Annotated in this window: 11 protein-coding genes and 1 pseudogene; 2 read left to right on the forward strand and 10 right to left on the reverse strand. The window is 56.7% G+C overall.

Annotated elements, in window-relative coordinates; genetic code table 11:
- Nucleotides 1–101: 101 nt before the first annotated feature.
- On the reverse strand, nucleotides 102–1,565 hold the full coding sequence (gene rmuC / locus DWZ82_RS07665; protein WP_243022911.1) for a DNA recombination protein RmuC: 1,464 nt from the start codon (nucleotides 1,563–1,565) through the stop codon (nucleotides 102–104).
- Between the two features lie 11 nt (nucleotides 1,566–1,576).
- Nucleotides 1,577–2,242 (reverse strand): GTP pyrophosphokinase, encoded by a 666-nt coding sequence (locus tag DWZ82_RS07670; protein WP_118286174.1) that lies wholly within the window; start codon nucleotides 2,240–2,242, stop codon nucleotides 1,577–1,579.
- A 357-nt stretch (nucleotides 2,243–2,599) separates the two neighbouring features.
- Here DWZ82_RS07670 and DWZ82_RS07675 point away from each other — a divergent pair, with 357 nt between their 5' ends.
- Nucleotides 2,600–3,313 carry a M23 family metallopeptidase gene (locus DWZ82_RS07675; RefSeq protein ID WP_118479919.1) on the forward strand — a complete coding sequence of 238 codons (714 nt, stop codon included), beginning with the start codon at nucleotides 2,600–2,602 and terminating at the stop codon, nucleotides 3,311–3,313.
- A 17-nt stretch (nucleotides 3,314–3,330) separates the two neighbouring features.
- Nucleotides 3,331–3,648 (forward strand): annotated as a pseudogene (locus DWZ82_RS07680) (MobA/MobL family protein); the annotation flags it as partial.
- A 292-nt stretch (nucleotides 3,649–3,940) separates the two neighbouring features.
- Here the strand turns inward: DWZ82_RS07680 and DWZ82_RS07690 are convergent.
- The 8 genes from DWZ82_RS07690 to purF all read right to left on the reverse strand — a co-directional run.
- Nucleotides 3,941–4,465: a hypothetical protein gene (locus tag DWZ82_RS07690; protein WP_110435875.1), complete on the reverse strand. Its 525-nt coding sequence runs from the start codon at nucleotides 4,463–4,465 to the stop codon at nucleotides 3,941–3,943.
- A 76-nt stretch (nucleotides 4,466–4,541) separates the two neighbouring features.
- Complete coding sequence (purD, locus tag DWZ82_RS07695) at nucleotides 4,542–5,792, reverse strand: phosphoribosylamine--glycine ligase (RefSeq protein WP_118479923.1); 1,251 nt, start codon at nucleotides 5,790–5,792, stop codon at nucleotides 4,542–4,544.
- Entirely contained in the window at nucleotides 5,793–6,326 is a 534-nt protein-coding gene (locus DWZ82_RS07700; RefSeq protein WP_118479925.1) for a hypothetical protein, read from the reverse strand. It lies immediately after the preceding gene.
- A complete protein-coding gene (locus DWZ82_RS07705) occupies nucleotides 6,326–7,501 on the reverse strand; it encodes a phosphoribosylaminoimidazolecarboxamide formyltransferase (RefSeq protein ID WP_118360630.1) in 1,176 nt (391 codons plus the stop codon). The genes DWZ82_RS07700 and DWZ82_RS07705 overlap by 1 nt, the downstream gene beginning before the upstream one ends.
- Before the next feature lie 30 nt (nucleotides 7,502–7,531).
- Nucleotides 7,532–8,245 (reverse strand): IMP cyclohydrolase, encoded by a 714-nt coding sequence (locus DWZ82_RS07710; RefSeq protein WP_117492078.1) that lies wholly within the window; start codon nucleotides 8,243–8,245, stop codon nucleotides 7,532–7,534.
- Nucleotides 8,246–8,262: 17 nt separating this feature from the next.
- Complete coding sequence (gene purN / locus DWZ82_RS07715) at nucleotides 8,263–8,886, reverse strand: phosphoribosylglycinamide formyltransferase (RefSeq protein ID WP_118360631.1); 624 nt, start codon at nucleotides 8,884–8,886, stop codon at nucleotides 8,263–8,265.
- Between the two features lie 143 nt (nucleotides 8,887–9,029).
- A complete protein-coding gene (gene purM, locus DWZ82_RS07720) occupies nucleotides 9,030–10,070 on the reverse strand; it encodes a phosphoribosylformylglycinamidine cyclo-ligase (RefSeq protein WP_117752103.1) in 1,041 nt (346 codons plus the stop codon).
- A gap of 89 nt (nucleotides 10,071–10,159) precedes the next feature.
- Nucleotides 10,160–11,388, reverse strand: a 1,229-nt coding sequence (gene purF, locus DWZ82_RS07725; RefSeq protein WP_243022912.1) for an amidophosphoribosyltransferase, incomplete at its 5' end; no start/stop codon positions are given.

An 11,388-nucleotide genomic window follows, 5' to 3' on the forward strand; every position in this document is an offset into this window, starting at 1 on the left:
CACACCGTTCTCTGCCCTTCGCAAAGCTAAATAGTACTTTATCACTATTAAGTCTTGCTCTGCGGTGTTTTCCTTTGCCGAGAAAGCGGTTAAGAATCTCTTCACTCTTCTTCCGAATCAGTGCCGATATCCAGAACCTTCTGCGTTTCGCTCTCGCTGAGTTCGGTAACGCCCTTCAGCTTGCGGCGGATAGCGCGCGTGCGCGTACCGACCAGCTTATCCAGCTCGCGGCTCGCCTGATCGAGTCGGTTCTGCGTCTGCGTCAGGCAGGCTTCAAACTTGTCAAACTCGGTCTTGACCGCACCCAGAACGCTCCAGACCTCACCCGAGCGCTTCTGAATCGCAATCGTGCGGAACGACATCTGCAGGCTGTTCAGCAGCGCCGCCATCGTGCTCGGACCTGCCAGATTAACATGATAGTCGCGCTGCAGAATCTCCACCATGCCGCGGCTGACAGCTTCGGCATACAGTCCCTCGAAGGGCAGGAACATGATGCCGAACTCGGTCGTATGCGGCGGTGCAAGATACTTGTCGTGAATGTCCTTCGCCTCGGATTTCAGAGTGGCGATCAGCTGCTTGACGCATGCGTCAATCTGCTCGCGCGAGCCTTCCTCGTACGCATCACGGAGCGCCCCGTAGGTGTCTCCCGGGAACTTGGAGTCGATCGGCAGCCAGACAAAGCTGCCGTCCTCAACGGGCAGCTTGACCGCGTACTCGACTACATTGCGGCTGTTCGGCACGGTCGCCACGTTGGTCTCGTACTGCTCGGGCGCGAGAATGTCCTCGAGGATCGCGCCCAGCTGAATCTCGCCCACAATGCCGCGGGTCTTGACATTGGTGAGCACCTTCTTCAAATCACCGACACCCTGTGCCAGCGTCTGCATCTCACCGAGGCCCTTGTAAACCTGCTCCAAACGCTCGTTGACCAGCTTGAATGACTCATTCATGCGCTCAGACAGCGTTTTCTGCAGCTTTTCGTCTACAATTTGACGCATATCGTCCAGCTTTTTGTTGTTGTCCTCCTGCATGGCACGCAGGTTTTTATCCACTGTAACGCGGATGTTCTCCAAATCCTGCTTGGTCTCACCCGTGAAGGTGTGCAGATTTTTATCTACCGTTTCGCGGATAGTTTCCAAATCCTGTTTGGTTTCGCCGGTGAACGTGTGCAGATTCTTGTCCATCGTGCTGCGGATGGTTTCCAGATTCTGTTTTGTCTCACCCGTGAAGGTGTGCAGGTTTTTGTCCACGGTTTCGCGGATATTGGTCAGATTCTGCGTTGTTTCCGCCGTAAAGCCCTGCAGACGCGTCTCAAACCGACCGAGCTGATCGGTCAGACCGCTCATTTTGTCGCCAAGGCTCTTGTCCATCGCGGAAAGCTGATTGCTTTGTGCTTCCCGGCCTTCGCGCAGGTTTTGTGTCACGAGCGTACCGAGCGCAGTAATGGATGCGGTTGGGTCAATCTGCTGCGGAAGCTCCGGCTTTTCCGGCTTGCGGGTCAGCAGAACGATGACCAGTCCCAGCAGAATAACAACCAGAATCAGGGTTATAATGGGTATGTATTGCATAATTTCTCCTTTTACAGCACTTTCAGTTCTTTTGCGATGCGCTGCATCTCCTGATCGGTCTCCGCAATAACATCCGCACACTTCTTCAAATCATCGGATACATGCTCCGGAATCTCCACATCGGATTTATAGCGTAGCTGGTGCTCCAGGCTGGCCCAGAAATCCATCGCCATCGTGCGAATCTGCAGCTCGATGCGTACCGGCTGTGTGCGTTCCGCGAGGAAAATCGGCACCTCGAGGATCAGATGCAGGCTGCGGTAGCCGTTCGGCTTGGGATTGGCAATGTAGTCCTTCTTCTCGATCAGCGTCAAGTCATCCTGCCGCATGAGCATGTCCGCTACCGTGTAAATATCCTCGATAAACGGACAGATCACGCGGATACCGCCAATATCGTTTAGATTGTCTATCATGGACTGCAGCGTGATCGGGAATCCGCGCCGCTTGAGCTTGCTGATAATGCTGCGCGGGCTTTTGATGCGGCTTTTGATCGAATCAATCGGGCTTGGCTTGCCCGAAATACGCGACTCATCGCTTAGAATATCCAGCTTGGTCTTGATCTCACGGATGCCGGATTCGTACAGCAGCATCATCTGCTGCATCTGCATCGCGGATTCGATCAGCAGTTCCTCGTCGTGCTGCGACAGCCGGTCAATTGCAAAAAAGTCAGCCAGTTCCATAGTCTTTACCCTCCTTGCGTTTCTCTTTTCTTTGTTTATAGCAGTTCAGATAAATAATGCAGCAAAAGCAGCGTGTACAGCGCGTAAAGAGCAAGGAAATTTTACGCAGGCATGCTGTTGCATGTCAAGTGAAATTGACGATGGTATTTGCGTGCTGTATGCGCACACTTGCTGCAGTATTTGTCTGAACTGCTATAGTATACCACATTCGACGATTGGGTACAATCCGCAGACGTCCCCCCTTTTGTGGGCTATCCGGCATCTGCCGATGAAGTGTCCGCTGTGCGGCAAATTTTCATTGACGCGTATATTTTCCGCGGCAGCCGACCATACTGTCAGCAACGGAGGTAAAGGGACATGAAGCAATATCAATCCAAACACACCGCGGTGCTCTCTACCCGCGGATTCTACACCATTCTTTCGCTGTGTGCGCTCATCATCGCCGCATCCGCATGGGTGATCTGGGGCAATGCACACCGGCAGAACGCGGTCGAGCCGGACACCGGCATGCCTATCATCGCACCGGCCGACTCGACCGCCGAAGCACCGACCGAACCGGCCACTGTTCCGCAGCAGGAGCAGGAACCCGAGCCGGTGATCGAGGAACAGCCGGTCGCGGCGGCAGAGCCGGAACCGGCGGTGACGGTCAGCGCCCCTGTGTATGTGCGGCCGGTGTCCGGAGCCGTGCTGACGCCGTTTTCGGGTGACACGCTGCTGTTCCAGCCGACCATGGGTGACTGGCGTGTTCATGCCGGCACGGACTTCTCTGCCGAAGCCGGCGAAACCGTGCTCGCACTGACCGACGGCACTGTACAGCAGATTGCCGAGGATGGCCTGTACGGCACCTGCGTGACGCTGACGCACAATAACGGCCTGACCTCGTCGTACTGCGGCATGGACGATGTACGCGTGCAGGAAGGACAGGTTGTCTCCGCCGGTGAGGCGCTCGGCGTGTGCGCGGACAGCATTCCTGCAGAATCCGCACTCGGCACCCATGTGCATGTGCAGGTGACGCAGAATGACGCGCCGATTGATGTACTCACGCTGCTCGATGAGGATGAGCCGGAGTAAATCGACACAGACTGTGCGTGATCTGCTCTGAAATCCTGCTGCCATCGCATGCGCCATCGGAGTATGCAGACCGAGAAACCCTCTGGAACGCGGTGGAGAAAGTCGAACGCGGAAAGAAAGCGCAGCTTGCGTACAGCTTTGACATTGCCTTGCAGAACGAGTTTTCCATGCAGGAGAACATCGCTCTGGCAAGGCAATTTTTGTTGGAGAACTTTGTGAGCCGGGGTATGGTAGTGGACTTTGCCGTTCATTCTCTCGACAAGGAGGACGGCGGCATTTTCAATCCGCACTTTCATGTCATGTGCCCCATTCACCCTTTGGACGAACACGGCAGATAGGGCAACGAGCAGCGGCAAGGACAAGTGGATTCTGGATGAGGATGCTGCCCAGATTGTCAAGCGCGTCTTTGACCTTTGCATTGACGGCAAAGGCCCGGAGCAGATTTCGCGGATTCTTGAAAGGGACCATGTGGAAATCCCCGCACTGGCAGAACCCATGATTGCAGACTCTACCCTTGGACGCAAAAAAACGGCGTGACCTTAACGGTCACACCGTTCTCTGCCCTAACCGCAGGACTTATCGTTCCTTACGACGGTTAAGCTTTACTCTGCGGTGTTTTTATGCTTTTCAGCCGAGCTTCGGGAACAAGTCCTGCTCGATAACAGCGTCGAGCGTCATGCCTGCATAGGCAATCTGCGCCAGACCGTCGATGAAGCGGGAGACTGCCGCAATCAGCACGGAAATGTTATCCGCCACAAACGGAATGATTTTCTCGAGTTCGAGAGAGCCGTCCACCAGTGTGTTGTGCTTGAGGTAAATCTGACCGGCCTCCTCAAAGAAGCCGAACGAGCCGAGCGCACAGAAGTTGTTGCAGTAATCGCACGCATGACGAAGCTGCACCTTGTTGTTTTCCGGGGCACCCTGAAACAGCGTAACGAAGAACTGCAGCAGACCCATGTCCTCTGCGGGCAGCTGCATCGGGATGAAGCAGGCTTCAATCACAACGTCCTTGGCAACCTTGCCCTGACGCATTGCCTCGCAGCGCAGAATGGTCGGTGCGCCGTCCTTCTGCATGATTTCCGCACGGAAGCCGTTCTGGTTGAGAACATCGTTCATGCAGCCTAAAATCTGATTTTGCTGTTCGATTTTCATTCTTTTTTCCTTTCTTCCATTCACGCAGAATGTAGGGCGGGCTGAGGTCAGCCCGCCCTACAATAAACGTAAAATATTACTTTACGCCGATATCGGTGCGATAATGCGCCTTATCGAAGTGAATTTTCTTCACATCGGCATACGCCTTGAGGATCGCTTCATCGAGCGTGGGGGCAACTGCCGTTACGCCGAGCACGCGGCCGCCGTTCGTGACCAGCTTGCCATCCTTGACAGCGGTGCCTGCGTGGAATACGAACGAATCCCTCACATCGTCCAGACCGGTGATCTCCTTGCCCTTTTCGTAGGCCTTCGGATAGCCGCCGGACGCCATGCAGACACAGCAGGCGGCGTTGTCCGCCCACTTGATGTCGATATCCTCGAGCTTTTCGTCGATAACGGCATTGAAGATGTCGAACAGGTCGGTGTCCAGTCGGGACAGGACAGCCTGCGTCTCCGGGTCGCCGAAACGAGCGTTGTACTCGATAACACGCGGGCCCTTCGGGGTCAGCATCAGGCCGAAGTACAGCACGCCCTTGAACGGACGGCCTTCCTTTTCCATGGCTGCAACAGTCGGCTTGAAGATGGTCTCCATGCACTCGGCAGCAATGTCGTCGGTATAGAAGCGGGACGGCGAGAATGCGCCCATACCGCCGGTGTTCGGGCCTTCGTCATGGTCGTAGGCACGCTTGTGATCCTGCGCGGACGGCATGGTCTTGAGGTGCTTGCCGTCAACGAATGCCAGCACGGAAACCTCCGGGCCGGTGAGGAACTCCTCGATAACGACACGCGCACCGGCACCGCCGAATGCGCCGCCGTCGATCGCGTCCTTGACTGCTTCGATGGCTTCTTCCTCGGTCATAGCCACGGTAACGCCCTTGCCGAGTGCAAGACCGTCCGCCTTGACAACAATCGGCGCGCCGTTCTTCTTGATGTACGCGATGGCATCCGCCGAGTTCTCAAAAACGGCGTAGCCAGCGGTCGGAATGCTGTATTTCTGCATCAGATCCTTGGCAAAGGACTTGCTGCCCTCAATAATAGCGGCGTTCTTGCGCGGACCGAAGGCACGGATGCCTGCGGCCTCGAGCGCGTCTACCATGCCGAGTGCAAGCGGGTCGTCCGGTGCTACCATAACGAGATCCGGCTTGTGCTCCTTGGCGAAAGCCACCATGCCGTCGATGTCGGTCGCCTTGATGGCAACGCACTCCGCCTCAGCGGCAATGCCGCCGTTGCCCGGTGCACACCAGATGTGGTCAACCTTGGGGCTCTTCTTCAATGTATGGACGATGGCGTGCTCACGGCCGCCGCCGCCGATAACCAAAACTTTCATTTATTGTTCCTCCGTTTGTAGGTATATGCGCTGTGCGCGGAACATTTCTACGATCAGTGCTACTGTGCCGATGGAGATGAGGCTGTTCGCCAGTGTCCAGACGGTGTTAAACAGATAGTCGTTTAGCCAGCCGGGTGCGCTCACGAGCACGAGAATGTAGCCCGCACTCCAGACCACCAGCAAAACCCATTCGGGCAGGGTGCTGTGCTCGATCTTGTGCATCTGGTCTTTGACACCCATCAGCAGCATGCAGCCGGTGAGCAGCAGCGGCACGAGCGCCGCATACTGCAGCACAATCCGCAGCAGACAGGGCGGGATGACTGCCGGACCGAGGATGAGCTTGAACGCCATCGTCACGTCCGCGGCAATGCTCGCGCGCATATACCAGCGGGACGCATTCTGCACGGACAGCGCACCGGCAGACACCAGCGCGAACGCCAGTATCTGCAGTGCCCAGTTGTGCTGCGCGGCCAGACTGAGCAGCAGTCCGCCGGATACGGCTAAGTAGGCATAATAGCCTTTCAGCAGTTTCATTAGTGATGGAACAGACGCATGCCGGTGAACGCCATCGTGATGCCGTACTTGTTCGCGGTCTCGATTACGTTGTCGTCACGGATGGAGCCGCCCGGCTGTACGATGTACTCCACGCCGGACTTGCGTGCGCGCTCTACATTGTCGCCGAACGGGAAGAATGCGTCCGAACCAACGGTTACGCCGGTGTTCTTTGCAATCCACGCCTTCTTTTCCTCAGCGGTGAGCACCTCCGGCTTTACCTTGAAGGTCTTCTGCCATACGCCTTCAGCCAGTACGTCCTCGTACTCGTCCGAGGTGTAAACGTCGATCGCGTTGTCGCGGTCCGGGCGGCGGATGCCGTCAACAAACTGCAGACCGAGAACCTTCGGATGCTGACGAACGAACCAGTTGTCGGCCTTGTTGCCGGCGAGTCGCGTGCAGTGGATGCGGCTCTGCTGACCTGCGCCGACACCGATGGTCATGCCGTCCTTGACGTAGCAGACCGAGTTAGACTGGGTGTACTTCAGGGTGATGAGCGCAAGGATCATGTCGTGCTTTGCGCTCTCCGGCAGATTCTTGTTCTCGGTAACGATGTTGGTGAGCAGGCTCTCGTTAATCTCGTAGTTGTTGTAGCCCTGCTCAAAGCGGATGCCGAAAATGTCGCGCTGCTCGATCGGCTTTGGCTCGTAGTTCGGGTCGATCTTGACAACGTTGTAGCCGCCCTTGCGCTTGGTCTTAAGGATCTCGAGGGCCTCAGCGGTGAAGTCCGGCGCGATGATGCCGTCGGAAACCTCGTGTGCGAGGTAGGAAGCGGTGTCTGCGTCGCAGGTATCGGACAGAGCCGCCCAGTCACCATAGGAGCACAGACGGTCAGCGCCGCGTGCACGGATGTAAGCGCATGCAATCGGGGACAGCTCCTTGTCGGTGTCAACAAAGTACATCTGACGCTCAACATCGGTCAGCGGCTTGCCGAGCGCGGCACCGGCCGGAGAAACGTGCTTGAAGGACGCAGCTGCGGGCAGGCCGGTCGCCTTTTTCAGCGCACGGACGAGCTGCCAAGAGTTGAATGCGTCACAGAAGTTGATATAACCCGGCTTGCCGTTGAGTACCTCAATCGGAAGCTCGCCCTCGGTCATAAAAATGCGGGCCGGCTTCTGGTTGGGGTTGCAGCCGTACTTTAAGGCTAATTCTTTCATAAATAGTCCTTTCTGCTCATCAGGCCGCAGTTATTCTGCGTTCTTGTTGCGGATTTCCTGCTCAACTTCGCCGGTCTCCAGATCGACGTAGCGCACGAACAGCGAAACCTTGTTCTGCTCGTTCAGGCTGTTCCAGAGCAGGTTGGTGAACTCGTGAATGGGCAGCTCGATGCGGATGCACTTCGGCTCGCCGCGGAACGGCGGCAGCGGATCGCCGTCGCACTGATAGGTATGGATGAAATGGCCCAGACCGGCAACCGGCTTATCGTACTCATAGAAAAAACGCTTGTTGGCGGTGCGGTCCGAGGTGAAGTTCTTGAGGATGGACAGGCTGTAGGAGCCGTCCGGATTGACAACGCCCGAAATGCGGGAGGTGTAGTTGGGGGCGTCCGGCTCAAACTGGCGGGTGCGGAGCGCCTCAAAGTAGCTCTTGCCCTGCTTGAGATAGTCCACGATGGTATCGGTCTGGTCGCCGTTGGTAACGACCAGGGTGCCGTTGTACAGGCGCACCGGATGATAGATGATCAGCGAGGGATCGACCATCTTGGACGGGTCAAATGCCTCCGTGCGGATACCGTCCTCGGTTTCGGTGAACACGCGGTTGCGGCTGTTCTCCGAGCGGCCCATGATGAAGTAGGCGATAACATTCTTTTTATTATCCGGGGTGCGGCCGAGAATAATGCCGCGGCCGGGATATGCGTTGCTCATCAGCTCCTGGCTGATGTCAAAAACATTCTTGCTCATAATGCTGTCACTCCTGTTCAGTTTTTATGGACGATAGCGCCGTCCACGCGCAGTCTGCCTGCGCAGAAGTCGGATACTGCCTGCGGCAGAAGAATCCACTCCGCGTTCTGCATGACGCGTTTCTGCAAGGTCTCCGGTGTGTCGCCATCTTCCACTTCAACGGCCTTCTGCGCGATGATTGCGCCGCCGTCTACCACTTCGGATACAAAATGCACGGTCGCACCGGTAACCTTTACCCCTTTTGCCAACGCGGCTTCATGCACGCGCAGACCGTAGAAGCCCTCTCCGCAGAAGGAGGGGATGAGCGAGGGATGTACGTTGATAATGCGGTTTTCGAAATGGCGGCAGAAGCTGTCCGGCAGGACGGTCATGAAGCCTGCGAGCACGATCAGACCGATGTCTGCGTTCTCCAGCAGAGCGGTAAGCGCCTTGCCGTACTCTTCCGCGTCGGAAAAGTCCCTGCGGCGCAGCACCTCGGAGGGAATAGCCGCTTTTGCGGCACGCTCGAGTGCATACGCCTTCGGGTTGGACGAAACCACGAGCGAAATCTGTCCGTTTTCGATCTTGCCCGCCTGCTGTGCGTCAATGAGCGCCTGCAGGTTCGTGCCGCCGCCCGAAACCAAAACTGCAATTTTTGTCATTTATTTTTCTCCAAAAAACAAATGAAATGGAGAATTGCGGATTCGTGCAGAACGCGATTATTCAACACATCGCTTTGCACTGAACCACGCAGCGCGGACAAAACCCGCGCAAGGATAGCGCCAATTCTCCATTTTCAATTTACTTAAACGAGTTCTACGCCCTTTTCGGCGCCGTTTACGCACTCGCCGATCACATAAGCCTGCTCGCCTGCAGCAGAAATTGCTGCAACCGCGCGGGAAGCGTCCTCAGCGGCAACGGCCAGAACCAGACCGGCGCCCATGTTGAAGGTGTTGTACATGTCGCGCTCCGGAATCTTGCCGGTCTTTGCGATCAGGTCGAATACCGGCGGAACCGGCATAGCAGCCTTCTCGATCTTGGCAACGATGCCTGCCGGCAGCATGCGCGGTACGTTTTCATAGAAGCCGCCGCCGGTGATGTGGCTGATGCCCTTGACCTCAACCTTGCCCATCAGGGACTGGATCGCCTTAACGTAGATCTTGGTCGGGGTCAGCAGCTCTTCGCCGAGAGTCTTGCCGAACTCGTCGATGTAGCGGCGGACAGACTTCTCGTTGATGCCGAGCGTCTTGCGAACCAGAGAATAGCCGTTGGAGTGTACGCCGGAGGAGGCAACACCGATCAGCGCGTCGCCGGCCTTGATGCCGGTGCCGTCGATCATCTTTTCCTTATCGACCATGCCGACAGAGAAGCCTGCCATATCGTACTCGTTTTCCGGATAGAAGCCCGGCATTTCAGCGGTCTCGCCGCCGATCAGCGCGCAGCCTGCCTGACGGCAGCCCTCTGCGATACCGGAAACCATCTGTGCGATCTTCTCCGGGTGGTTCTTGCCGACTGCAACATAGTCGAGGAAGAACAGCGGCTGTGCACCGCAGCAGGCGATGTCGTTTACGCACATGGCAACGCAGTCGATGCCAACGGTGTCGTGCTTGTCCATCAGGAACGCCAGCTTGAGCTTGGTGCCGACGCCATCCGTACCGGAAACGAGGATCGGATCCTTCATGCCATTGAACTCCGGACGGAACAGGCCGCCGAAGCCGCCGAGCGTACCCATAACGCCCTTGGTAAAGGTGCTTTCTACCATCGGCTTCATCAGCTTGACCGCTTCGTAGCCTGCGGTAACGTCAACGCCGGCAGCCTTGTAGCTTTCAGAACGGCTTACACTCATTCTTAACATCTCACTTTCATAATTAAAGATGGAAAATTGATAATGAAGGCGTGTGACCTTCATTATCAATCATCATTTTCCATTCAGGTTTAGTCTTTGTTAGAGGGGAGCGGAATCTCGATCTCGAACATGTTCTTATCCACCTGCTCGGGTACCGGAATCGGGTACTCACCGGAGAAGCATGCATCGCAGAAGCCCAGCTTGCAGCCGACTGCAATCTTGCGGCAGGCTTCGAGCGACAGGAAGCCGAGCGAATCCACGCCGATGATCTCGCGCATTTCCTCAACCGTGCGGTTGTGGGCGAGCAGCTGGTTGCGCTCCGGAATATCCGTGCCGAAGAAGCAGGGATGACGGAACGGAGGTGCCGAAATTCTCATGTGAACCTCAGCCGCGCCTGCGTCGCGCAGCAGCTTTACCAGACGGCCGCAGGTCGTACCGCGGACGATGGAGTCATCGACCATGATCACGCGCTTGCCCTCAATAGCGGTGCGCAGGGCATTCAGCTTGAGACGCACCGAGCGCTCGCGCTTGTCCTGACCCGGCTGGATAAAGGTGCGGGCGATATAGCGGTTCTTGATGAGACCCACGCCGTACGGAATGCCGGAGAACTTTGCGTAGCCGATCGCTGCCGGAATACCGGAATCCGGTACACCGATAACCACGTCAGCGCCGACCGGATGCTCGATGGACAGGTACTTGCCGGCCTCCTGACGGGCCAGCTCAACCGATGCACCGTCGATGATGGAGTCCGGACGGGCAAAGTAAATGTACTCGAATACGCACGCGGAGGACTTGCACTCGATACCGCAGTGCATGGAGCGCAGCTCACCGTTTTCGACAACGCAGACCTCACCGGGGTCTACATCGCGGATGAACTTTGCGCCGAGCGCGTCCAAAGCGCAGGTCTCGGAAGCGAAAATGTAGCAGTCGTTGTCCAACAGGCCGATACACAGCGGACGGAAGCCGTGCGGGTCACGTGCCGCGATCAGCTTGCGCGGAGACATAACGACCAGAGAGTAGGCACCCTCAATGCGGCGCATAGTGTTCATAACGGCTTCTTCAATAGAGCCGCACTTGAGGCGTTCCTTAACAATGGTGTATACCAGAACCTCGGTGTCGTTCGAGGAGCGGAAAATGCCGCCGTCCAGCTCGATCTCGCGGCGCAGCTCGCCTGCGTTTACGAGGTTGCCGTTGTGTGCAACCGCAAGATTGCCCTTTACATGGGTGATGGAGATCGGCTGCGCGTTCTCGCGGCGGGTATCGCCGGTGGTGGAGTAGCGCACATGACCGATGGCCATCGAGCCGGGCATGTTGTCCA

It is taken from the genome of Butyricicoccus sp. AF35-5AC, from assembly GCF_003477715.1.
Lineage (GTDB): Bacteria > Bacillota > Clostridia > Oscillospirales > Butyricicoccaceae > Agathobaculum > Agathobaculum butyriciproducens.

What these genes read in the sequence shown, in the direction of transcription:
- purM (WP_117752103.1), bottom strand. Translation starts at nt 10,070, where the DNA reads ATGAGTGTAAGCCGTTCTGAAAGCTACAAGGCTGCCGGCGTTGACGTT.
- DWZ82_RS07705 (WP_118360630.1), bottom strand. Translation starts at nt 7,501, where the DNA reads ATGAAAGAATTAGCCTTAAAGTACGGCTGCAACCCCAACCAGAAGCCG.
- DWZ82_RS07700 (WP_118479925.1), bottom strand. Translation starts at nt 6,326, where the DNA reads ATGAAACTGCTGAAAGGCTATTATGCCTACTTAGCCGTATCCGGCGGA.
- rmuC (WP_243022911.1), bottom strand. Translation starts at nt 1,565, where the DNA reads ATGCAATACATACCCATTATAACCCTGATTCTGGTTGTTATTCTGCTG.
- DWZ82_RS07670 (WP_118286174.1), bottom strand. Translation starts at nt 2,242, where the DNA reads ATGGAACTGGCTGACTTTTTTGCAATTGACCGGCTGTCGCAGCACGAC.
- purD (WP_118479923.1), bottom strand. Translation starts at nt 5,792, where the DNA reads ATGAAAGTTTTGGTTATCGGCGGCGGCGGCCGTGAGCACGCCATCGTC.
- DWZ82_RS07690 (WP_110435875.1), bottom strand. Translation starts at nt 4,465, where the DNA reads ATGAAAATCGAACAGCAAAATCAGATTTTAGGCTGCATGAACGATGTT.
- DWZ82_RS07675 (WP_118479919.1), top strand. Translation starts at nt 2,600, where the DNA reads ATGAAGCAATATCAATCCAAACACACCGCGGTGCTCTCTACCCGCGGA.
- purN (WP_118360631.1), bottom strand. Translation starts at nt 8,886, where the DNA reads ATGACAAAAATTGCAGTTTTGGTTTCGGGCGGCGGCACGAACCTGCAG.
- DWZ82_RS07710 (WP_117492078.1), bottom strand. Translation starts at nt 8,245, where the DNA reads ATGAGCAAGAATGTTTTTGACATCAGCCAGGAGCTGATGAGCAACGCA.